17 protein-coding genes are annotated in these 21,889 nt (G+C 73.2%); 11 read left to right on the top strand and 6 right to left on the bottom strand.

Going from position 1 to position 21,889, the window contains the following annotated elements:
* Nucleotides 1-201 precede the first annotated feature (201 nt).
* Nucleotides 202-972, bottom strand: a complete 771-nt coding sequence (gene cobF / locus ASF20_RS13580; RefSeq protein ID WP_056274909.1) for a precorrin-6A synthase (deacetylating) — start codon at nt 970-972, stop codon at nt 202-204.
* Nucleotides 973-1,207: 235 nt separating this feature from the next.
* Between cobF and ASF20_RS13585 the strand changes: the two genes are divergently transcribed.
* From ASF20_RS13585 to ASF20_RS13615, 7 genes are all read left to right on the top strand, one after another.
* The gene (locus ASF20_RS13585; protein WP_056274911.1) at nt 1,208-1,636 is read left to right on the top strand and encodes a hypothetical protein; all 429 of its coding nucleotides are present in this window, start codon (nt 1,208-1,210) and stop codon (nt 1,634-1,636) included.
* A 94-nt stretch (nt 1,637-1,730) separates the two neighbouring features.
* Complete coding sequence (locus tag ASF20_RS13590) at nt 1,731-3,476, top strand: HlyD family efflux transporter periplasmic adaptor subunit (protein WP_056274913.1); 1,746 nt, start codon at nt 1,731-1,733, stop codon at nt 3,474-3,476.
* Nucleotides 3,477-3,487: 11 nt separating this feature from the next.
* On the top strand, nt 3,488-6,619 hold the full coding sequence (locus ASF20_RS13595; protein ID WP_056222112.1) for an efflux RND transporter permease subunit: 3,132 nt from the start codon (nt 3,488-3,490) through the stop codon (nt 6,617-6,619).
* A 20-nt stretch (nt 6,620-6,639) separates the two neighbouring features.
* Complete coding sequence (locus ASF20_RS13600; protein WP_056274914.1) at nt 6,640-7,080, top strand: DUF305 domain-containing protein; 441 nt, start codon at nt 6,640-6,642, stop codon at nt 7,078-7,080.
* 75 nt (nt 7,081-7,155) lie between these two features.
* Nucleotides 7,156-7,674, top strand: a complete 519-nt coding sequence (locus ASF20_RS13605) for a (2Fe-2S)-binding protein (RefSeq protein WP_056274916.1) — start codon at nt 7,156-7,158, stop codon at nt 7,672-7,674.
* Nucleotides 7,671-8,744, top strand: coding sequence for a xanthine dehydrogenase family protein subunit M (locus ASF20_RS13610; RefSeq protein WP_056274918.1), 1,074 nt, complete (start codon nt 7,671-7,673; stop codon nt 8,742-8,744). The genes ASF20_RS13605 and ASF20_RS13610 overlap by 4 nt, the downstream gene beginning before the upstream one ends.
* Nucleotides 8,737-10,968 (top strand): xanthine dehydrogenase family protein molybdopterin-binding subunit, encoded by a 2,232-nt coding sequence (locus ASF20_RS13615; protein ID WP_056274921.1) that lies wholly within the window; start codon nt 8,737-8,739, stop codon nt 10,966-10,968. Before ASF20_RS13610 ends, ASF20_RS13615 begins: the two co-directional genes overlap by 8 nt.
* A gap of 31 nt (nt 10,969-10,999) precedes the next feature.
* On the opposite strand, the gene ASF20_RS13620 is transcribed toward ASF20_RS13615, so the two are convergent.
* The 3 genes from ASF20_RS13620 to serA form a co-directional block, all read right to left on the bottom strand.
* Nucleotides 11,000-11,770 carry an anti-sigma factor gene (locus tag ASF20_RS13620; RefSeq protein WP_056274922.1) on the bottom strand — a complete coding sequence of 257 codons (771 nt, stop codon included), beginning with the start codon at nt 11,768-11,770 and terminating at the stop codon, nt 11,000-11,002.
* Nucleotides 11,767-12,291: a sigma-70 family RNA polymerase sigma factor gene (locus ASF20_RS13625; RefSeq protein ID WP_056222237.1), complete on the bottom strand. Its 525-nt coding sequence runs from the start codon at nt 12,289-12,291 to the stop codon at nt 11,767-11,769. Before ASF20_RS13625 ends, ASF20_RS13620 begins: the two co-directional genes overlap by 4 nt.
* A gap of 239 nt (nt 12,292-12,530) precedes the next feature.
* On the bottom strand, nt 12,531-13,778 hold the full coding sequence (gene serA / locus ASF20_RS13630) for a phosphoglycerate dehydrogenase (RefSeq protein WP_056222096.1): 1,248 nt from the start codon (nt 13,776-13,778) through the stop codon (nt 12,531-12,533).
* 269 nt (nt 13,779-14,047) lie between these two features.
* Between serA and ASF20_RS13635 the strand changes: the two genes are divergently transcribed.
* The 4 genes from ASF20_RS13635 to ASF20_RS13650 all read left to right on the top strand — a co-directional run bounded on the left by ASF20_RS13635 (nt 14,048) and on the right by ASF20_RS13650 (nt 19,476).
* A complete protein-coding gene (locus tag ASF20_RS13635; protein ID WP_056274924.1) occupies nt 14,048-15,451 on the top strand; it encodes an FAD-binding oxidoreductase in 1,404 nt (467 codons plus the stop codon).
* Between the two features lie 93 nt (nt 15,452-15,544).
* The gene (locus tag ASF20_RS13640) at nt 15,545-16,519 is read left to right on the top strand and encodes a S1C family serine protease (RefSeq protein WP_056222089.1); all 975 of its coding nucleotides are present in this window, start codon (nt 15,545-15,547) and stop codon (nt 16,517-16,519) included.
* Nucleotides 16,520-16,582: 63 nt separating this feature from the next.
* Entirely contained in the window at nt 16,583-18,013 is a 1,431-nt protein-coding gene (gene trmFO / locus ASF20_RS13645; RefSeq protein ID WP_056222087.1) for a methylenetetrahydrofolate--tRNA-(uracil(54)-C(5))-methyltransferase (FADH(2)-oxidizing) TrmFO, read from the top strand.
* A 137-nt stretch (nt 18,014-18,150) separates the two neighbouring features.
* On the top strand, nt 18,151-19,476 hold the full coding sequence (locus ASF20_RS13650) for an MFS transporter (RefSeq protein WP_056274926.1): 1,326 nt from the start codon (nt 18,151-18,153) through the stop codon (nt 19,474-19,476).
* Here the strand turns inward: ASF20_RS13650 and ASF20_RS13655 are convergent.
* Together ASF20_RS13655 and ASF20_RS13660 are read right to left on the bottom strand one after the other, a co-directional pair.
* Nucleotides 19,457-19,987 (bottom strand): GNAT family N-acetyltransferase, encoded by a 531-nt coding sequence (locus ASF20_RS13655; RefSeq protein ID WP_056274928.1) that lies wholly within the window; start codon nt 19,985-19,987, stop codon nt 19,457-19,459. The genes ASF20_RS13650 and ASF20_RS13655 overlap by 20 nt on opposite strands.
* 142 nt (nt 19,988-20,129) lie before the next feature.
* Nucleotides 20,130-21,848, bottom strand: a complete 1,719-nt coding sequence (locus ASF20_RS13660; protein WP_056222231.1) for an L-lactate permease — start codon at nt 21,846-21,848, stop codon at nt 20,130-20,132.
* Between the last annotated feature and the right edge of the window lie 41 nt (nt 21,849-21,889).

Genomic DNA, 21,889 nt, shown 5'->3' on the forward strand with positions numbered 1-21,889 from the left:
GGCCGGATCGGACGATTATTGGCCCGGCGAAGTCTCGTGCAAACACCCGGCCAAGTCTCGGACAGTCACGGGTCGCGCCAGCTTTGGAGGAAAGGGATTTTTGTTGATGTGTCCCTGCGGCGACGCGGGAGAATCCCCTGTCGGTCGGGCAGGAGGCCGGAGGATCCTTCCGGCGGATGGGCGACCATGTCGCAGGCGGTCTCAGTCCGCGCTGGCCGGCTCGGGCGGGCGCAGGAGATAGGTGTCCATGATCCAGCCGTGCCGGGCGCGGGCGGCCGCGCGGACGGCGCCGATCTCGTCGGCCACGTCGCCGAGGCGGCCCGAGACCAGGATCTCGTCGGCGGTCCCGAGGAAGGCGCCCCAGTAGATGGTCAGGTCCGGGTCGAGATGGTCGAAGCGGGGCCGGCCGTCGAGCATCACCACGGTGGCGTCGCTGCCCGCGGGCAGGCCGCCGGCGATCTGCCGGCCGGTGGTGATGGTGATCGGCCCGCCGATGCGGTTGAGGGGGATGCGGTGGCCGGCCGCGAGCGCCTGGACACTGGTGATGCCCGGGATCACCCGGACCACGAGGTCCAGGGTTCGGCGCGCCCGGATGCGGTCGAGGATGCGGAGCGTGCTGTCGTAGAGGGAGGGATCGCCCCAGACCAGGATGGCGCCGCAGCCCTCCGGGCCGAGTTCCGTCGCGATCATCGCCTCGTAGAGCGCCGCGCGCGCGGCGTGCCAGGCCTCGACGGTGGCTCCGTAATCGGACGGATTGCGGTCGCGCTCGGGATCCTGGGCCTCGACGAAGCGGTAGGGCCTGTCCGTGAGATACCGGCTGCAGATCTCCCGGCGCAGGTCGACGAGGTCGGCCTTCGCGCGGCCCTTGTCGAGGGCGAAGACCACGTCGGCGGTGTTGAGGGCGCGGATCGCCTGGATCGTCATGTGCTCGGGGTTGCCGGTGCCGATCCCGATCACCAGGAGAGTTCTCATCGCGCGCCGTCCTCCGCTGCCGCCTACAGGCGGTGCCGCCCGAAGGCGGAGCCTCCGGGTCGCCCGCTTAGAGCATGCGGCGGGGGAGGGGAACCGGTGCCGCGAGAAACCCCGTGCGTTCCCAGCCTCTTAGGTCGAGCCGGGGTGCCCGCGGGCACGCCCTGCGCGAAAACCGGCCTGTCGTCGCCCGGCGCGGTGTGCTATGTCTGTCGTTGATATGATGCGCGTCCGGCACATGGCACTCTGGCTCGCGGCGGTGATCGTGCTGATCGCCGTCGGCCTCATGCCGTCCGGCGCCGAAGCCCATGCGGGCCATCCGCACGCCGCGGGTGTGGCCGCGACCGCCCCCTCCCCCGCCGTCTCGGCGGAGGCCCGGCTCGGCGGCGAAGACCGGATCCTCCTGCCGCGGGCCGCGATCCGGACCCGCGTGGTGCTGGCCGCCGCCCCGATCAAGGCGCTGAGCACCGGCGCCTGCGACGGCCTCTGCGGCCATGCCGGCTGCCGCAGCTCGAACGCCTGCTGCACCGGGGCCGGGCTCGCCCCGGACAGCGACGCCGTGGCCGGCCCGCGCGGGCCCGGCGACCGCGCCCTGGCACGCGCCCTCCCCGCCCGGACGGACATCGTCCCGGAAACCCTCCCCGAACCGCCTCGATTCGACGCCTGACGCTGCCGCGCGTCCCATGAGGCCCGCGAGACTCCCGATGGAGGCTCGCGGCCGGGACGCCGTTCCGTGCTCCTCGGCGAAAGACTCCCGGTCCATGTTCCGTTGCCTTGCGGCCGCCCTGCGCGCGCTCGCCCTCCTCGTCGCCCTCGCGCTCCCCGCCCTGCCCGTCCTGTCCGGGGCCGCCCTCGCCCATGAGGGCCACGATCATGGTGCGGACGCGCCGCCGGCTCCGGCCGCGACGGCCCCGCGGGCGGAGGCCGTCTCCGAGCGCTTCGAGCTCGTCGCCGTGGTGCAGGGCACCGATCTCGTGCTCTACCTCGACGCCTTCGCCACCAACGCCCCCGTCCCGGAGGCGGGCGTCGCCGTGATGACGCCCGAGGGCCGGCGCAAGGCCACCGAGACCGCGCCCGGCACCTACCGCCTCGCGGCGCCCTGGCTCGCGGCCGGGACCGACCACGACCTCGTCGTCGGCGTCTCGGCCGAGGGCCGCACCGACCTCCTCGACCTCGATCTCCACCTGGCCGCCCCGATCGCGGCCCCGACCGCCGGACCTTCGGCCTCGGGCGCCGCCGCCTCGGCCACGGCCCTGGCCGATCGCCTCGCGCGGCAGAGCCCGGCGGCGCTGGCGGCCGGCGGCTTCCTGATGGGGCTCGGGGCGTTCGCCCTGGCGCTCCGGCGCCGCGCGGGCCAGTCTCTGGCCGTGATCCTGGCCGTCCTCCTCGCCGTCGGGGCGACGCTGGTGCTCGCCCTGTTCCTCGGCGGCGCGGCGCAGGCGCACGAGGGCCACGGCCCCGACCAGACGCAGCCGCCCGTCACCCCGGCGGCGCTCACCGGCGGCACCCTGATGGAGCGGGCGCGCCGCCTGCCCGACGGCTCGGTCTTCGTGCCGAAGTCGCTGCAGCGGCTGCTGGCCCTGCGCACCGGCCTGACGGCGCAAGCCTCCGTCACCCGGAGCGTCGCGTTGCCGGGCCGGATCATCCCCGACCCGAATGCCAGCGGCGTGGTGCAATCCTCCGTCGGCGGCCGGCTGGCGCCGCCGGAGCGGGGCTTTCCCCGCCTCGGCACCCGGGTGACGCGCGGCGAGGTGCTCGCCACCGTGACGCCGCCGGTCCAGGCGGTGGACGTCTCCGACATGCGCCAGCGCCAGGGCGAGCTCGACCAGCAGATCGCCATCCTGGAGCGCCGGGTCGGGCGCTTCGAGCGGCTCTCCACCACCGGCGCGGTGGCGCAGACCCAGCTCGACGACGCCCGCTCGGAACTCGGCGGCCTGCGGGACCGCCGCGCCGCCCTCGACGCCATCCGGCGCGAGCCCGAATCCCTCGTCGCCCCCGTCGACGGCGTCATCGCCGAGGCGAACGCGGTGGCGGGCGCCATGGCGGCCCCCGGCACCGTGGTCTACCGCATCGTCGATCCGGGCAAGCTCTGGGTCGAGGCCCTGAGCTTCGAGGCGCTGGCCGAGGGCAGCCGGGCCACCGCGCGGCTGGGCGACGGCGGCACCCTGCAGCTCGCCTATCGCGGCACGGGGCTCGCGGACCGCAACCAGGCGGTGCCGGTCCAGTTCGCGGTGGAGGGCGAGGCGAGGGGCCTGCGCCTGGGCCAGTTCGTCACCGTGCTGGCCCCCGTCGGCCAGGCCCGCCCCGGCCTGCCGGTGGCGCGCTCCGGCGTCGTGCGGGCGGAGGGCGGCAGCCTCGTCTACGAGCACGTCAGCGCCGAGCGCTTCCTCGGCCGCCCGGTGCGGGTGGCGCCGCTGGATGCCGACCGGATGCTGGTGGAGGACGGGATCGCGGCCGGGCGCCGCGTCGTCGTCCAGGGCGCCGAGCTCCTCGACCAGATCCGCTGAGGAGAGGCCCGATGTTCGAGACCATCGTCGCGCAGTCCCTGCGCAACCGCCTGCTCGTGCTGGCGCTGGCCGCCGCCCTGGTGCTGACCGGGCTCCTCGCCCTGACCCGCCTGCCCGTCGACGTGCTGCCGGACCTCAACCGGCCCACCGTCACGGTGATGACGGAGGCGGAAGGGCTCGCGCCCCCGGAGGTCGAGCAGCGCGTCAGCTACCCGATCGAGACCCGGATGAACGGCCTGCCCGGCGTCACCCGGGTGCGCTCGGTCTCGGGCATCGGCCTGTCCATCGTCACCGTCGAGTTCGCCTGGGACGCCGACCTCTACCGGGCGCGCCAGTTCGTGGCCGAGCGCCTGGCGCTGGCCCGCTCGGAGCTCCCCGCCGACGTGATGCCCCAGATGGGGCCGGTCTCGTCGATCATGGGCGGCATCCTGCTGGTGGCGGTGACCTCCGAGACCGCGAGCCCGATGCAACTGCGCGAGACCGCCGACTTCACCATCCGGCCGCGCCTCCTGTCCATTCCGGGCGTGGCGCAGGTCATCCCGATCGGCGGCGCGGTGCGCCAGTTCCGGGTGGCGCCGAACCCCGCCGCCATGCGGGCCCTGGGCGTCACCCATGCCAGCCTGACCCAGGCCCTGGAGGGCTTCGGCACCAATGCGGGCGGCGGCTTCACCGATGCGGGGGCCCGCGAGGTGCTGATCCGCGCCATCGGCCGGACCATCGACCTCGACGACCTGCGCAACCTCGTGGTGGGCACGCCCGCGGGTCCGGTCTACCTGCGGCAGGTGGCGGAGGTGGATTTCGCCCCCCGGCCCCGGCGCGGCGATGGCGGCTACCTGGGCAAGCCCGCCGTCATCGTCTCGGTGGAGAAGCAGCCGGGCGTCGATACGGTGCGGCTGACGAAGACCGTGGAAGAGGCGCTGGCCCAGCTCGGCCCCAGCCTGCCGCCCGGGATCCAGGCCGACAAGGTGCTGTTCCGGCAGGCGGATTTCATCGAGACCTCCCTGCACAACGTGGTCCAGGTGCTCCTCGAGGCCGTCGCCGTGGTGGCTTTGGTGCTGTTCGCCTTCCTGATGAACGCGCGCACCACCCTGATCTCGCTCACGGCGATCCCGGTCTCGATCCTCGCCACGGCGGCGATCTTCTCCGCGCTCGGGCTGTCCATCAACACGATGACGCTGGGCGGCCTCGCCATCGCCATCGGCGAGCTCGTCGACGACGCGGTGGTGGATGTCGAGAACATCCTGCGGCGCCTGCGCGAGAACCGTCACGAGGGCGCGCCGCGCACGGCCTTCGCGGTGATCGTGGCGGCCTCCAACGAGGTCCGCTCCGGCATCGTCTACGCGACCGTGATCATCTGCCTCGTCTTCGTGCCGCTCTTCGCCCTGTCGGGCATCGAGGGCCGGCTCTTCGCCCCCCTGGGGCAGGCCTACATCATCGCGATCCTGTCGAGCCTGCTCGTCTCGCTCACCCTGACACCCGCCCTCGCCTCCTGGCTGCTCCCCGGCCTGAAGACCCTGGAGGCGCCGGAGGGCCGGCTGATCCGCGGTCTCAAGGCCGGCAACGGCCGCCTCGTCGCGTTCGCCTTCGGTCACCCGCGCGCCGTGATGGCGGCGGCCGTGCTCGGCGTCGGTGCGGCGGCCTTCGCCGCCACCACGCTGCCGCGGGCCTTCCTGCCGGCCTTCAACGAGGGCTCGTTCACCGTCAACCTCGCCTTCACGCCGGGCATCTCCCTCGCCGAATCGAGCCGGATCGGCGCCATCGCCGAAGGTCTGGTCCTCGACATCCCGGAGGTGGACCGGGTCGGGCGCCGCACCGGCCGGGCCGAGCTCGACGAGCATGCCGAGGGCGTCCACTCCACGGACCTGGAGATCGCGATGAAGCCCGGCGGGCGGCCGCGCGCGGCCATCGTGGCGGATCTGCGGGCGCGCCTGGGCGTGCTGCCGGTCTCGCTCAATGTCGGCCAGCCGATCTCGCACCGCCTCGACCACATGCTCTCGGGCGTCCGGGCCGAGATCGCCCTCAAGCTGTTCGGCGAGGACCTCGACGGCCTGCGCCGCACGGCCGAAGCCCTCACGACCGCGTTCGAGACGATCCCCGGCATCGCCGACCTGTCCATCGAGAAGCAGGTCCGGATCCCGCAGCTCGAGGTCCGGGTCGATTCCGGACGCGCCGCCCTCTACGGCATCGCCCCCGGCGCCGTGGTCGAGGCGGTGAGCCGGCTGGCCAACGGTCGGGTGGTCTCGACCCTGGTGGACGGCCTGCGCCGCTACGACGTCACCCTGCGCCTGCCGGAATCCGGCCGCTCGGTGGCGGCACTCCGCGAACTCCTCATCGAGACGCCCACCGGCTGGGTACCGGCCCATGCGCTGGCCGACATCACCGAGCGCGACGGCCCCAACCAGATTCTTCGCGAGAACGGCCGGCGCAGGCTGGTCGTGCAGGCCAACACCCAGGCGGGCGCGGACGGCGCGGCGGTGGCCGCCGCCATGGCCGACACGCTGGCGCGCACGACGCTCCCCCAGGGCATCACCGCGAGCCTGGAGGGCGCGTTCCAGGCGCAGGGGGAGGCGACCCGCACCATCGGGCTCCTCAGCCTCGTCTCGCTGGCCCTGGTCTTCGCCCTGCTGGCGAGCCGCTACCGCTCCGGCGTGCTCGCCCTCATCGTCATGGGCAACGTGCCGCTCGCCCTCATCGGCAGCGTCGCGGCGCTCTTCCTCGCCGGGCTGCCCCTCTCGGTGGCCTCGATGATCGGCTTCGTGACGCTCACCGGCATCGTCGCCCGCAACGGCATCCTGAAGATCAGCCACATCCTCAACCTCGGCATCGCCGAGGGCCTGCCCTTCGGGCCGGCCCTGGTGCTGCGGGCCAGCAACGAGCGGCTGGTGCCCGTCCTGATGACGGCGCTGGCCGCCGGCATCGCCCTGGTGCCCCTCCTCGTCGACGGCACGGCGCCCGGCAAGGAGATCCTCCACCCCGTCGCGGTCACGATCTTCGGCGGCCTCTTCAGCGCCACCCTCCTCGACGCGGTGCTCACCCCCGTCCTCGTCCTGCGCTTCGGCCGGGGCGCCTTCGCCCGCCTCCAGGCGGCGCAAGGCCCTGCCTCGGCGCCGGCCGCGGGCGCCCCCGCCCCGGCCCTGTTCTGATCTCCCGGAGACCGACCCCCATGAAGACCGCCGCCGCCGTCCTCGCCACCCTCGCCCTCTTCGCCCTGACGGGCGCCGCCCCGGCCCATGAGGATCACCCCGCGGGGGATGGCCACGACCACGGCCACGCCACACCGGGCCATTCGCACGCGGAAAAACCCGCCGGCGCGGCGAAGGCCGGCGTATCCCCCTCCACCAGGGCGTTCCAGGAGGCCGCCATGCGCATGCACGGCGACATGGACATCCGCTATTCCGGCGATGTCGACCGCGATTTCGCCGCCGGCATGATCCCGCACCATGCCGGCGCCATCGCCATGGCCCGGGTCGCCCTGCAATACTCGAAGGACCCGGAGGTCCGGGCGCTCGCCGAGCGCATCGTCACGGCGCAGGACACCGAGATCGCGCAGATGCGGGCCATCCTGGCGCGCAAGGAGGCGGAGGCGAAGGCCGCCGCGCGCTGAAGCCCCCCCTGGTCGGGCACCGCGCCGGTTCTATCTGGAGCCTTTCCAGACAAGCCGGCCGGAGGTGTCCCCCGCATGAGCTTTCCCATCACGCTGACCGTGAACGGCGTGCGCCGCAGCGTCGTCCTGGAGGATGCGCGCGTCACCCTCCTCGACCTGTTGCGCGAGCGCCTCGACCTCACCGGGGCCAAGAAGGGCTGCGACCGGGGCCAGTGCGGGGCCTGCACCATCCTCCTCGACGGCGTCCGGGTGAATGCGTGCCTGGCGCTCGCCGTCAGCCACGACGGGGCCTCGATCACCACCATCGAGGGCCTCGCCGCGGGCGACGCCCTGCACCCGGTCCAGGCCGCCTTCCTGGAGCATGACGGCTTCCAGTGCGGCTTCTGCACCCCGGGCCAGATCCTCGGCGCGGTCGGGCTGATCCAGGAGGGTCAGACCGGGGGCGACCCCGAGCGGGTGCGCGAGGGCATGAGCGGGAACCTCTGCCGCTGCGGCGCCTATGCGGGCATCACGGATGCGGTGCTCACCGCCCATGCGGCGATGAGCGGGCCGGACGTCCTGCCCGGCCGCCAGCTCGCGGAGGATGCGGCGTGAAGGCCTTCGACTACATCCGCGCCACCAGCGTCGCCGAGGCGGTGGCGGCCGCCGCCCGGCCGGGGGCGGCCTATCTCGCCGCCGGCACCAACCTCGTCGACCTGATGAAGGGCGGGATCAGCCGGCCCGACACCCTCGTCGACGTCACCCGCCTGCCCGGCCTCGACCGCATCGAGCGCGGCGCCGACGGGTCGACCCGGATCGGCGCCCTGGTGCGCAACGCGGCCCTGGCGCACGACGCGACCATCGCCCGGCGCTACCCGGCGCTCGCCGAAGCCCTGCTCTCGGGCGCCTCGGGCCAGCTCCGCAACGCCGCCACCACCGCCGGGAACGTGCTGCAGCGGACCCGCTGCCAGTATTTCTACGACACCGCCAGCGCCTGCAACAAGCGCGACCCCGGCGCCGGCTGCGCGGCGCTGGGCGGCGTCACCCGGAGCCACGCGGTGCTCGGCTGGAGCGATCACTGCATCGCCACCCACCCGTCCGACTTCTGCGTGCCGCTCGCCGCCCTCGACGCCACCGTCGAGATCGCGGGGGCCGGCGGCACCCGCTCCGTGCCCCTGGAGGCGTTCCACCGCCTGCCCGGCGATCACCCGGAGCGCGAGACCGTTCTGGAAGCGGGCGACCTTGTCGTCGCCGTTACCCTGCCCCCCGAGGCGGAGGCCTTCGCCGGGCACAGCCGCTACCTCAAGGTCCGCGAGCGTACCTCCTACGCCTTCGCGGTGGTGTCGGCGGCGGTGGGTCTGGCGATGGACGGGGACCGGATCGGGCAGGCCCGCATCGCGCTCGGCAGCGTCGCCCTGAAGCCCTGGCGCGCCCGGGCGGCAGAGGATCTGCTGGCCGGCGCGGCGCCCACGCCCGAGACCTTCGCGAAGGCGGCCGAGGCGGCGCTGGCCGACGCCAGGCCCTCGGGCGACAACGCCTACAAGATCGAGCTCGCCCGCCGCATCGTGGTCCGCGCGCTCACCCTGGCGGCCGCCGGCACCCCGGACCGCGTCCCCGCGCTGCCGGCCAGTCCCTTCGCTCCCCATCCCCTCATCCCTTCGGCCGGAGCCCCCGCCCATGCCTGAGCGTCAGCGCCACGGCGCCTCCATCGGCCAGCCGCTCACCCGGCGCGACGGCCATGCCAAGATCACCGGGGCGGCCCGCTACAGCGCGGATTTCCGACCCGAGGGCCTGGCCCACGCGGTGATGGCGGTGAGTGCGGTCGCCCGCGGCCGGGTCACCCATCTCGACGTCGCGGCGGCGGAGGCCCATCCCGGCGTCGTCGCGGTGATGACGCCGCAGAACGCCCCGGCGCTCGCCCAGTCGCCGGACCTGAAGGACAATCCCTTCGCCTTCCGCCTCGACCTCCTGCAGAACGACGGCGTGCGCTACGCCAACCAGCCGATCGCGGTGGTGATCGCCGAGACGCTGGAGGCCGCCACCGAGGGCGCGGCCCTGCTGGCGCCCCGCTACGATTCGGAGCCCGTCAGCGTCGCCCTCGGGGCCGGCGAGATCTTCCGCCCCGAGACCGTCGGGGCCGGCTCGGCCACCGACGAGGGCTCGGGCGACCTCGCCGCCGGCATGGCGGCGGCCGAGACCCGGATCGAGGCGACCTACGACACGGCCGCGCAGTACCACAACGCCCTGGAGCCCCATGCCAGCGTGGCCGCGTGGGACGGCGACCGCCTGACCCTCTACACGCCGACCCAGGCGCTCTGGATCGCCAAGGGCCGGCTCGCCGGCCTGTTCGGCATTCCGCCCGAGAACATCCACGTGGTCTGCCACTATCTCGGCGGCGGCTTCGGCTCGAAGGGCTTCATCGCCGCGCCGCAGATCCTCGGCATCATGGCGGCGAAGCTCGTGGGACGCCCCGTCAAGCTGGTGACCCGGCGCGAGCAGATGTTCGGCCCGGTCGGCCACCGCGCCGCCACGCGCCAGACCCTGAAGCTCGGCGCCTCCCGGGACGGCACCCTCACGGCCCTCGACCACCACACCCTGACCCTGACGAGCCGGCACGACGACTTCATCGAGCCCTCCGGCATCCTCTCGCGCCACCTCTACGCGGCCGGCGCGATCGCCACCACGCACGCGGTCTCCCGGGCCGATATCGGCACCCCGATCTTCATGCGGGCCCCCGGCGAGGCCTCGGGCAGCGTCGCGGTGGAGAGTGCGCTGGACGAGCTGGCCCTCGAGCTCGACCTCGATCCCCTGGAGATCCGCCTGCGCAACTACGCGGAGGTCGAGCCGATCACCCATCGGCCCTTCTCCTCGAAGGCGCTGCGCGAATGCTACGCCCAAGGAGCCGCGCGCTTCGGCTGGGCCGCCCGCCCGCGCCAGCCGCGCCAGATGCGCGACGCCGACGGGCTCCTGGTCGGCTGGGGCCTCGGCACCGCCACCTACCCGGCCGGGATGATGCAGGGCGAGGCCCGCGCCACGATCCGGGCCGACGGCACGGGGCTCGTCGAGACCGCCGCCCAGGACATGGGCCAGGGCGCCTGGACGGTGCTGGCGCAGATCGGCGCCGACGGGCTCGGCCTCCCGATTACCCAAGTCGAGCTGCGCATCGGCGATTCGAACCTGCCCAACGGCGGCCTGGCCGGCGGCTCCACCGGCACCGCCACCAGCGGCACGGCGGTGGACAACGCCGCGCAGGGCGCCATCGCCGCCCTGGCGGAGCTCGCCGTCAACGACCGCGCCTCGCCCCTCTACGGCGCCGGCAATGCCGGCGTCACCGCCGCCGACGGCCGCCTCGCCCGCCGGGACGACCCCGCCCGCTCCGAATCCTTCGGCGAGATCCTGGCCCGCGCCGGCAGGACCTCCGTCGAGGCCAAGGGACAGGGCGCGGGCGACCCCGCATCGCGAAAGACCTACGCGATGCACGCGCACGGGGCGGTCTACGCGGAGGTGAAGGTCGACCCCGACCTCGGCCAGATCCGGGTGACGCGCCTCGTGGGCGCCTTCGCGGCCGGGCGGATCATCAACCCGCACCTCGTGCGCAGCCAGTATTACGGCGGCATGATCTGGGGCGTGTCCCTGGCCCTGCACGAGCACGCGTTGCTCGACCCGCGCTCGGGTCGGGTGATGAACGGGAACCTGGCCGAGTACCACATCCCGGTGAACGCCGACGTGCCCGCCATGGAGGCGATCCTGGTGGAGGAGCACGACCCGCACGTGAACCCGCTGGGCATCAAGGGGGTGGGCGAGATCGGCATCACCGGCACCGCCGGCGCCATCGCCAACGCGGTCTGGCACGCCACCGGCGTGCGGGTGCGCGACATCCCGATCACCCTGGACAAGCTGCTGGGGTGAGGCGCAGGGCCGGCCGTCCCGGGCCCGCCGCCTATTCGCGGATCAGCGGGCCGGAATAGACCACCGGCCCGGTCGGCTGGCCGGTGGGCGAGCCACCCGCCGGCTCGACGGAGACCGCGAAGGTGCCGCCCGCCAGCGCGCCGGCCTCGGCCGGCAGGGCCAGCGCCTTGTCCAGCACCCTGGCGTCGGTGCCCACGAGGCCGAGGGTCTTCGGGGTTGCGCCGGCGCCGACGTACCAGAGTTCCAGGCTGTGCCCCGCCGGGGCCTGCGCCCCCACCGGGCGCACCCGGGCGGTCCCGGCCCGGGTGTCGATGCTGACGAGGAGCGCCGGGGCCTCGCCGCCGCGGCTGACCACCGCCACGTAGCGCCCGTCGCCCTCGCCCGGCCCGGTGCCGGGGCGCGGCCCGCCGACGGCGATGAACAGGGCGAGCCCCGCCGCCAGGGCGGCCGCCGTGCCGGCGGTCAGGCGCCAGCGCCGCAGGGCGCCCTGCAGGGCGCCGATGCGGTCGTCGTTGGCGGCGGGTCCGAGATCGCCGCCCGGATGGACGTCGATCGGCGAGGCGGGACGCGGCCCGTCGGCGGCGAGCCGCCGGGCGATCGCCGGCCAGACCTCCGGCCCCGGCACGACCTCGGGTGCCCCGAGGGCGAGGGGCGCGAGGCGGCGTTCCCAGGCGTCGCGCGCCGCGCGGGCGGCGGGGTCCACGGCGAGCTCGAGATCCACCGCCGCCCGCTCGGGCAGCGGCAGGGTGCCGAGCACGTACTCGGCCAGGCGCAGGTCGCGCTCCTCCGGATCGGGGGTCATGGGGCACCATCCAGGCAGCCGCGCAGGGTCGCGAGGCCGCGATGCAGCCAGGTCTTGATGGTGCTCACGGGGCGGTCGTAGCGCAGGGCGAGATCCTCCCGGGACTGGCCCTCGCAATAGGCCAGCACGATGCAGTCGCGGTGCAGCGCCTCGAGCCGGCCGAGGCAGGCCTGGAGGGCGTTGCGCCCGAGGATCGCGCCCTCGCTGTCGTGGGGGTCGGCCAGCCGCTCCACCCAATCCTCCCCGTCCTCGGTCACCGGCCCCTGCGTCTCGCTTCGCCGCCGCACCCCGTCGATCGCCCGGTTGCGGGCGATGGTGCAGAGCCAGGCCAGCGGCCGTCCGGCCGCCGGGCTGTAGGTGGCGGCCTTCTGCCAGATGCGCAGGAACACGTCCTGCAGCACGTCCTCGGCCAGGCCGCGATCGGACTGGATACGCAGGACCACGCCGAGAAGTTTCGGGGCCGTCCGATCATAGAGGGTCCGCAGGGCGGCCTCGTCGCGCCGGGCGATCCGGGCGATCAGATCGACGAGGACCGCATCGGTGCGCGCCGGATCGTCCGCCGAGGGACCATCGGGCTGGGAACCGCCACGCAGGGGACTTGCACGCAACGGCTGGGCTTCCTCTGTCTCCGGCGCGCGCGGGATCGGTCCGGCGACGGTGCTTCGGATGGCACCGTCTCAACCCAGGTTAACCGAGGCGGCGCCGGTGCGCCACTGCGCGCGCGTCAGCGGCACGCGTAGAGCAGGCGACTGCGCGCGCCTCAGCGGCGCTCGTAGAGCAGGCGGGCCCGGATGGTGCCGTCCAGCGCCCGGATTTCCTCCAGCAGGCTCTCGGCGTCGGCATCGGTGACGTCGGTCTCCACCACCACGTAACCGACCTCGCCGTCGGTCTGGTAGAACTGCGCCGCGATGTTCACCCCGCGCCGGGCGAAGGTGTCGTTGAGGCGCCCCAGCATGCCCGGGATGTTGCGCTGGACGTGGATCAGGCGGGTGCCGGTGGGACGGGCGGGCAGCTGCACCTGCGGGAAGTTCACGGTGCCGACGGTCGAGCCGATGTCGGAGTAATCGACGAGCTTGCGCGCCACCTCGGAGCCGATGCGCTCCTGCGCCTCCTCCGTCGAGCCGCCGATATGCGGCGTCAGGATCACGTTGGGCAGGCCCTGGAGCGGGCTGACGAAGCGCTCCTGGTTGGAGCCGGGCTCCACCGGGAACACGTCGACGGCGGCCCCCCGCAGGTGGCCGTCGCGCAGGGCGCGGGCCAGGGCGTCGAGGTCGACCACGGTGCCGCGGGCGTTGTTGATCAGGAAGGCGCCGGGCTTCATCGCCCGGATCTCGGCCTCGCCGATCATGTTGTGGGTCTCGGGCGTCTCCGGCACGTGCAGGGAGACCACGTCGCTCTGGGCCAGCAGGGTCTCCAGGCTGTCGGTGGGCTCGGTGTTGCCGTGGCGCAGCTTGTCGGTCTGGTCGTGGAACACCACCCGCATGCCCATGCCTTCCGCCAGCGTCGAGAGCTGCGAGCCGATATTGCCGTAGCCGACGATGCCCAGCGTCTTGCCCCGCACCTCCTGCGAGCCGGTGGCCGACTTGTCCCATTCGCCCGCATGGGCGCCCACCGAGCGCGGCACGATCCGGCGCAGCAGCATCACGATCTCGCCGATGACGAGCTCGGCCACCGAGCGGGTGTTCGAGTAGGGCGCGTTGAAGACCGGGATGCCCCGGTGGCGGGCGGCCTCGAGGTCGACCTGGTTGGTGCCCACCGAGAAGCAGCCCACCGCCAGGAGGCGCTCGCCGTGGGCCAGGGCCGCCGCGTCGAGCTGGGTGCGCGAGCGGATGCCGAGGATGTGCGTGCCCTTCAGGGCCTCGTGCAGGGCCTCCCGGTCCAGGGCCTTGGCCACCCGGACGACGTTGGTGTAGCCGGCGGCGGCGAACAGCTCGGCGGCGCTGTCGTTGATGCCTTCGAGCAGCAGGACGCGGATCTTGTCCTTCGGGAAGGAGAGTCGTTCGGCCATGGTCGTGTTCTTCTCGGATCTCGCGCCCGTGGCGGGCGGATGGGGCGCCGGCCCCGAAGGCCGCGCGACGCGGCCGGGACCGTGACGCCGGCGCCCGAATGGGCCGTGTGAGAAGCCAGTTCACGGGTCCGGTCAAGGCCCGGCCTTGAGCATCGGCGGCGATTGTCAGGCCGCCCCCTTGACCCGGCGGGCCGGCGCCGGAATGCCGGGACGACCCGTTTCCCGGACCGTCCGGCCCGGGCCGGACCGCCAGCACGAGGAGCCTTCCGATGAGCCAGACGCGCGCGCAGGCCGACCTCCTCGGCCGCCTGGAGGCCAGCCTCGGCCGGGGCGGCCTGCTGACGGGCGAGGAGGATTGCGCGCCCTACGCCGTCGACTGGCGCCGCCTGTTCCCGGGCCGGCCGGCGGCGGTGGCGCGCCCGGGCACCACGGCGCAGGTCGCCGCCGTGATGGCGGCCTGTCACGCCGCCGGCGTCGCGGTGGTGCCCCAGGGGGGACATACCGGCCTTGCGGGGGGCGCAACCCCGGACGCCTCCGGCGGCCAGGTGGTGCTGTCGCTCGCCCGCATGAACGCGATCCGCCGGGTCGACCCCCTCGGGCTGACCCTGGAGGCGGAGGCCGGCTGCATCCTCAAGGTGGCGCAGGAGGCGGCGGCGGCGGAAGGGCGCCTCCTCCCCGTCAGCCTGGCGGCGGAGGGTTCGGCCATGCTGGGCGGCGTCATCGCCACCAATGCGGGCGGCCTCAACGTCCTGCGCTACGGCATGACCCGCAACCTCGTCCTCGGCCTCGAGGTGGTGCTCGCCGACGGGACCGTGGTCGACGGCCTGCGCGCCCTGCGCAAGGACAATGCGGGCTACGACTGGAAGCAGCTCTTCATCGGCAGCGAGGGCACCCTGGGCATCGTCACCGCCGCCATCCTGCGCCTGGTGCCGCGCCCGCGCCACACCGCCACGGCGCTCCTGGCGGTGCCCGATCCGGCGGCGGCCCTGCGCCTCCTCCGGGCGGCCCAGGATGCGCTGGGCGACACCATCCAGGCCTTCGAGCTGATCGCGGGGGAATCCCTCGCCCTGGTGGCCCAGCATGCGGGCCTGGCGAGTCCCATCGCCGCCGCCGACTGGACCGTGCTGATGGAGGCGGGATCGAGCCTGCCCGGCCTGCGCGAGGCCGTCGAGACGCTGCTGGGCGAGGCCCTGGAGCGGGGCGACGCCACCGACGGCGTGCTCGCCGAATCCGGCCCGCAGGCGGCCGCCCTCTGGGCCCTGCGCGAGCACATCACCGAGGCCGAGGCCCGGGCCGGCAAGAGCGTGAAGCACGACGTCTCGGTGCCGATCCCGGCGATCCCGGACTTCCTGGCGGCGGCGGGCGAGGCCCTGGCCGCGGGCGCGCCGGGCACCCGGCCGAACATCTTCGGCCACATGGGCGACGGCAACATCCACTACAACGTCCTGATCGGCCCCGGGCACGGATCGGACGCCATCAACCGCATCGTCCACGACGCGGTGGCGCGGTTCGGCGGCAGCATCTCGGCCGAGCACGGCATCGGCCAGTACCGGGTCGACGCCCTCGTCCACCACCGGCGGCCGGAGGAGATGGCGCTGGCCCGCCGGATCAAGGGCGCTCTCGATCCCCAGGGCCTGCTCAATCCCGGCAAGGTGCTGCGCGCCGGGCCTTGAGCGGTCGCAGGGTCGCTCCAGACTGTCGGAATCCGAGCCGGCGACCTATCTCCGGTCTCATCGACACGACACGACGGCAGGAAAGACGCGCCCATGGCCTCGCCCGGAGACTGGAAGATCCCCGCATCCGCCCAGCCCAAGGCCGCCGATTACGGCTACGACCTCGAGCAGGCGCTCACCGCCGTCGTGGCGCTCTCCACGCGGGTACCGCCGGAGGCCTTCACCGCCGAGACGCTGGGCACCGAGCGGGCCGGCAACGGCGTCGTCATCGGCGAGGACGGCCTCGTCCTCACCATCGGCTACCTCGTGACCGAGGCGGATTCCGTCTGGCTCACCACCCATGACGGGCGCTCCGTGCCCGGCCACGTGGTCGGCTTCGACGCGGTCACCGGCTTCGGCCTCGTCCAGGCGCTGGGCGACCTGCGGATCAAGCCGCTGAAGCTCGGGCGCTCCGCGCCCGTCAAGATCGGCGACCGGGCCGTGATGGCCGGGGTCGGCGGACGCGCGCGCAGCCTCGCCGTGGAGATCGTCGCCCGCCAGGAATTCGCCGGCTACTGGGAATACGTCCTCGACGAGGCCCTGTTCACCGCGCCCTCGCATCCGCACTGGGGCGGGGCGGCGCTGATCGGACCGGACGGGGCGCTCCTCGGCATCGGCTCCCTGCAGCTGCAGCAGGGCGGCACCGCCGGGCCGAAGACCATCAACATGATCGTGCCGATCGACCTGCTGCCGCCGATCCTCGACGACCTCACCACCCGCGGGCGCGTCGACCGGCCGGTGCGCCCCTGGCTCGGGCTCTATGCCAGCGACGGCGAGGATTCCGTGGTGGTGATGGGGCTCGCCGACGACGGTCCCGCCGAGGCGGCGGACCTGCGCCCGGGCGACGTCATCGTGGCGGTGGCGGGCGAGCCGGTGGCCGACCTCGCGGGCTTCTTCCGCCAGGTCTGGGCCCTGGGCGAGGCCGGGGTGCGGGTGCCCCTGACGATCCAGCGCGACGGCAAGCCCCTCAAGCTCTCGGTGACCTCCTCCGACCGGGAGCGCTTCCTGGTCTCGCCGCAGCTGCATTGAGCCGCCCCGCATTGATCCAAGCCCCGCATTGATCCAAGTCCCGGGCGGGTCTATCCCGTGCCGATGACGGACCACGCGGAATCCTTGCCCATCCACATCGTCGGCGGCGGCCTCGCGGGGTCGGAAGCCGCCTGGCAGATCGCCGAGAGCGGCCACGACGTGGTGCTCCACGAGATGCGCCCGGTGCGCGGCACCGAGGCCCATCACGGGGGCGACTTCGCCGAACTCGTCTGCTCGAACTCGTTCCGCTCGGACGACGCCAACGGCAACGCCGTCGGCCTCCTGCACCAGGAGATGCGCACCCTTGGCTCGCTGATCCTGCGCGCGGCCGACGCGCACCAGGTTCCCGCCGGCGGGGCGCTCGCCGTCGACCGCGAGGGCTTCGCCCGGGCCGTCACCGCGGCGATCGAGGGCCATCCGCGCATCCGCATCGTGCGCGAGGAGGTCGAGGGCCTGCCCCCCGAGGCCTGGGGCCGCACCATCATCGCCACGGGCCCCCTCACCGCCCCGTCCCTGGCGCAGGGGATCCGCGAATTGACCGGGGCCGAGTCGCTGGCCTTCTTCGACGCGATCGCGCCGATCGTGCACCGTGACTCCATCGACATGGGCAAGGCCTGGTTCCAGTCGCGCTACGACAAGGTCGGGCCCGGCGGCACGGGCGCCGACTACATCAACTGCCCGATGGATCGCGACCAGTACGACCGGTTCATCCAGGCGCTCGTCGCCGGCGACAAGATCGGCTTCAAGGAGTGGGAGGCCTCGACCCCCTATTTCGACGGCTGCCTGCCGATCGAGGTCATGGCCGAGCGCGGCCCCGAGACCCTGCGCCACGGCCCGATGAAGCCGGTGGGCCTCACCAACCCGCACGACCCCACCGTGAAGGCCTGCGCCATCGTCCAGCTGCGCCAGGACAACGCGCTGGGCACCCTCTACAACATGGTCGGGTTCCAGACGAAGCTGACCTATTCCGAGCAGGTCCGGGTGTTCCGCACGATTCCCGGCCTGGAGAACGCCGAGTTCGCGCGGCTGGGCGGCCTCCACCGCAACACCTATCTTGACAGCCCCCGCCTCCTCGACGCGACCCTGCGCCTGAAGGCGCGGCCGTCCCTGCGCTTCGCCGGCCAGATCACCGGCTGCGAGGGCTACGTGGAGAGCGCCGCCATCGGCCTGATGGCCGGCCGCTTCGCGGTGGCCGAGGTCCGCGGGGAGGCCCTCGCGCCCCTCCCCGCCACCACGGCGCTGGGTGCCCTGATCGGCCACATCACCGGCGGCCACATCGCGGCCGAGGAGGCCGGCGCCCCGCGCTCGTTCCAGCCGATGAACGTGAATTTCGGCCTGTTCCCACCCCTCGACCACGCCCCGAAGGGCGAGGGGGGCAAGCGCCTGAAGGGGCCGGAGAAGGCGGTGGCCAAGAAGAAGGCGATGACCGACCGGGCCCGGGCCGACCTCGCGGCCTGGCTCGGCCACGGACCGGCGCAGATCGCGGCCGAGTAGGGAGCCTGCCGCGGCGCCCCGAACACGCCGCCCGCATTGAAACCGCTCCGCCCCTCCCCCGCCCTAGCGGCGGCGAAAAAATGCGGTCACCCTGGGATGAACGGCCCAAGGCCGAACGTATCAGGCGAGGAACTGCGATGGCGGGCCATGCGGATCACGACCAGGCCGGCTCGCGGGCCGCCGCCGTCCTGCGGGTGACGAGCGGCAACTTCCTGGAGATGTTCGACTTCTTCGCCTTCGGGTTCTACGCCGCCTACATCGCCAAGGCGTTCTTCCCGAGCGAGAGCGACGTCGCCGCGCTGATGCTGACCTTCATGACCTTCGGGGCCGGCTTCCTCATGCGGCCCCTGGGGGCCGTGCTGCTCGGGGCCTATGTCGACCGGGTCGGCCGCCGGAAGGGGCTCATCGTCACCCTGGCCATCATGGCCGCCGGCACGATCCTGATCGCCCTGGTCCCCGACTACGCCAGCATCGGCCTCGTGGCGCCGATCCTGGTGCTGGTCGGCCGCCTGCTCCAGGGGTTTTCCGCCGGGGTCGAGCTCGGCGGCGTCTCGGTCTACCTCGCCGAACTCGCGCCCCCCGGCCGCCAGGGCTTCTACGTCGCCTGGCAATCGGGCAGCCAGCAGGTGGCGATCATGGCGGCGGCGGCCATCGGCTACGCCCTCAACCGCCTGCTGATGCCGGCCGAGATGGGCGCCTGGGGCTGGCGCATCCCCTTCCTGATCGGCTGCCTCCTGGTGCCGTTCCTGTTCTACATCCGGCGCTCGCTGCAGGAGACCCCGGCCTTCCAGGCCCGCAAGGTCCACCCGCCGGTGGGCGCGGTGCTGCGCACCCTGGGGCGGAACTGGCGGATCGTCGGGCTCGGGATGCTGATGGTGGCGATGACCACGATCGCGTTCTACGCGATCACGGTCTACACCCCGACCTTCGGCAAGACCGTCCTCCGGCTCTCCGACACCGACAGCCTGATCGTCACCTTCTGCGTCGCGGTGTCGAACCTGGTCTGGCTCCCCGTGATGGGCGCGCTCTCCGACCGGATCGGCCGGCGCCCGATCCTGCTGCTGTTCTCGGGCCTGACCCTCGTCACCGCCTATCCGGCCCTGGCCTGGCTCGTGGCGCATCCGAGCTTCGAGACCATGCTGGGGGTGCTGCTGTGGCTGTCCTTCCTCTATGGCGGCTACAACGGCGCCATGGTGGTGGCGCTCACCGAGATCGTGCCGCCGGAGGTGCGCACGGCCGGGTTCTCCCTGGCCTATTCCCTGGCGACCGCCCTGTTCGGCGGGATGACGCCGCTGGTCGCCACCTGGCTCATCGCGGAGACGGGCAACAAGGCGGCCCCCGGCCTGTGGCTCGCCCTGGGGGGCGCCTGCGGTCTCCTGGCCACGGTCGTCGTCTACCGCCGGCGGGCGTCGGACCTGCCGGCGACCGGAATCCCGGCCCCGGTCACGCCGACGCGACCGTGAAGATCCGGCGTCCGGGCAGCTGGCCCGGGTCGCCGGTGTCGCGAAAGCCGACCTTGCGCAGGAGGCCGACCGAGGCCGCGTTCTCGGGGCGGCACTGGGCGATGATGACGCGGTGGGGGAAGCGCTCCTGCAGCAGGCCCACCGCGGCGGTGACCGCCTCGGTGCCGAGCCCCTGCCCCCGGGCCGCGCCGCCGACCCAGTAGCCGACCTCGGCGGCGTGGTCGCCGCGCAGGTGCAGGCCGATCACCGCCGCGAGCGTCCCGTCCGTCCGCAGCCATGCGCCGAGGAAGCAGTCCTTCGTCACCTTGGCCGGGCCGATGAGCTGGCGCGCGTCCTTCAGGGTGAAGGGCGCGGGCAGGAAGTCGACCGCCCCGGTGATGGCCGGGTCGTCGGTCAGGGCGCGCAGGGCCTCGGCGTCGGACGGCACCAGCGGCGCGAGGCGCAGCCGCGCGGTCTCCACCGGCTTGAGGTTCGCGAGGCTGTAGCGCGCGGCGAGCTTGCGGAAGAACATCCCCAGGACTTGCCCCCGCGCGGCCCGGGACACAAGCGGCATCGCGGGCGGCCGGCCCCCGGGCCGTGCGCGGTCACGAAAAAACCCGCCCCGGATCGTCTCCGGGGCGGGCCCTGTCGTCAGGGTGTCGAGCGGATCGCCCCTACGGGTGGATCACCATCGCGCTGAACGGGTGCACGTAGGCCTGCAGCATCACGAGGCCGCCGACCAGGCAGGCCAGCACGATCGAGTGCCAGAACACGAAGCGCAGGATCTTGCCCTCCTGCCCGAAATAGCCGGTGGCGGTGGAGGCGACGACGATCGACTGGGCGTCGATCATCTTGCCCATCACGCCGCCCGACGAGTTCGCCGAGGCCATGAGGATGCCCGACAGGCCGAGCTGCTCCGAGGTGATCTTCTGCAGGCCGCCGAAGAGCACGTTGGAGGCCGTGTCCGACCCCGTGAGCGCGACGCCGAGCCAGCCCAGCAGCGTGCCGAAGAACGGGTAGAGGATGCCGGTGCCGGCGAAGGCGAGGCCCAGGGTGGCGTCGACGCCGGCGTAGCGGGTGAGCACGCCCAAAGCCAGCATCGCCGCGATGGTGATGAGCGAGTAGCGCAAGACCCAGATCGTCTCGATGTAGGCCGTCACCAGGCGCCAGGGCGAGAAGCGCATGATCAGGCCGGAGATGATCGCCGCGAACAGCACGCCGGTGCCGGTGTAGGACATGTAGGTGAAGGCGAAGACGGCGGCTTCCGGATGGGCCTTGGCCACCACCGGCGGCACCTTCATGATGACGTTGTGCAGGCCCGGGACCTCGTACTTCCAGGTGAAGATCGGGTTGACGAGGCTCTTGAACCAGCCGGTGCCCCAGATCGCCACGATCACCGAGAGGATGATCCACGGAACCCAGGCCATCGCGATCTCGCGGGAGGTCGCGGTGCGGCCGCCGAGATCCACCTTGGGCAGGTCGCCCGGGACGGCGGCGCCCAGAGAGACCGGACGGCCGCCGTTGACGTAGCCGATCGACGGGTCGTTGCCGCGAAGCGCCGGGGAGGTCCAGACCTCCTTGGGCTGCCAGACCTTGAGGAAGGCCACCAGGGCGGCCATCGAGATCAGGGAGGCGCCGATGTCGACGATCCAGGGGTTCACGTAGTTCGAGATCAGGAACTGGGCCGCCGCGAAGGAGCCGCCGCAGACCAGGATCGGGGGCCAGATCTTGATCATGCCGCGGAAGCCCGCGAACACCCAGATCAGCCAGAACGGCACGATGATCGAGAAGAACGGCAGCTGCCGGCCGATCATGGCGCCGAGGATGTAGGGATCGTAGCCCGTCACCGAGGCGAGGCCCTGGATGGGCGCGCCGAGCGCCCCGTAGGCCACGGGCGCCGTGTTGGCGATGAGCGAGAGGCCGGAGGCGGCCAGCGGCGAGAAGCCGAGGCCGATCAGGATCGCGCCCGTCACCGCCACCGGGGTGCCGAAGCCGCCCGCCCCCTCGAAGAAGGCGCCGAAGGCGAAGGCCACGAGGAGGAGTTGGAGGCGCCGGTCCGTGGTGATGCCCGCCACCGATTGCTGGAGGGTGGCGAACCAGCCCTTCTCCACCGTCAGGCGGTAGAGGAAGATGACGTTCAGGATGATCCAGCCGATGGGGAACAGGCCGAGGGCGACGCCGTAGCCGGAGGCGCGCAGGGCGAGGTCGCCCGGCATGCCGAACAGGAAGACGGCGACGCAGAAGGCGAGCACCAGGGAGAGCACGGCCGCGATATGGGCCTGGACCTTGCCGCTCGCGATCATGCCCAGCAGGGCGATGACGGGCAGCGAGGCCGCAAGCGTCGAGAGCCAGGCGTTCCCGAATGGGTCGTAGACCTGATTCCAGGTGGTCACTGTGTTCACGGGGGCCGTCCTCCTCCAGGGCAACCCGATCT

The organism is Methylobacterium sp. Leaf88, assembly GCF_001422795.1.
Classification (GTDB): Bacteria; Pseudomonadota; Alphaproteobacteria; order Rhizobiales; family Beijerinckiaceae; genus Methylobacterium.

Coding starts and splice junctions, on each gene's coding strand:
- cobF (WP_056274909.1), bottom strand. CDS start 972: ATGAGAACTCTCCTGGTGATCGGGATCGGCACCGGCAACCCCGAGCAC.
- ASF20_RS13585 (WP_056274911.1), top strand. CDS start 1,208: ATGGCACTCTGGCTCGCGGCGGTGATCGTGCTGATCGCCGTCGGCCTC.
- ASF20_RS13590 (WP_056274913.1), top strand. CDS start 1,731: ATGTTCCGTTGCCTTGCGGCCGCCCTGCGCGCGCTCGCCCTCCTCGTC.
- ASF20_RS13595 (WP_056222112.1), top strand. CDS start 3,488: ATGTTCGAGACCATCGTCGCGCAGTCCCTGCGCAACCGCCTGCTCGTG.
- ASF20_RS13600 (WP_056274914.1), top strand. CDS start 6,640: ATGAAGACCGCCGCCGCCGTCCTCGCCACCCTCGCCCTCTTCGCCCTG.
- ASF20_RS13605 (WP_056274916.1), top strand. CDS start 7,156: ATGAGCTTTCCCATCACGCTGACCGTGAACGGCGTGCGCCGCAGCGTC.
- ASF20_RS13615 (WP_056274921.1), top strand. CDS start 8,737: ATGCCTGAGCGTCAGCGCCACGGCGCCTCCATCGGCCAGCCGCTCACC.
- ASF20_RS13620 (WP_056274922.1), bottom strand. CDS start 11,770: ATGACCCCCGATCCGGAGGAGCGCGACCTGCGCCTGGCCGAGTACGTG.
- serA (WP_056222096.1), bottom strand. CDS start 13,778: ATGGCCGAACGACTCTCCTTCCCGAAGGACAAGATCCGCGTCCTGCTG.
- ASF20_RS13635 (WP_056274924.1), top strand. CDS start 14,048: ATGAGCCAGACGCGCGCGCAGGCCGACCTCCTCGGCCGCCTGGAGGCC.
- ASF20_RS13640 (WP_056222089.1), top strand. CDS start 15,545: ATGGCCTCGCCCGGAGACTGGAAGATCCCCGCATCCGCCCAGCCCAAG.
- trmFO (WP_056222087.1), top strand. CDS start 16,583: ATGACGGACCACGCGGAATCCTTGCCCATCCACATCGTCGGCGGCGGC.
- ASF20_RS13650 (WP_056274926.1), top strand. CDS start 18,151: ATGGCGGGCCATGCGGATCACGACCAGGCCGGCTCGCGGGCCGCCGCC.
- ASF20_RS13655 (WP_056274928.1), bottom strand. CDS start 19,987: ATGTTCTTCCGCAAGCTCGCCGCGCGCTACAGCCTCGCGAACCTCAAG.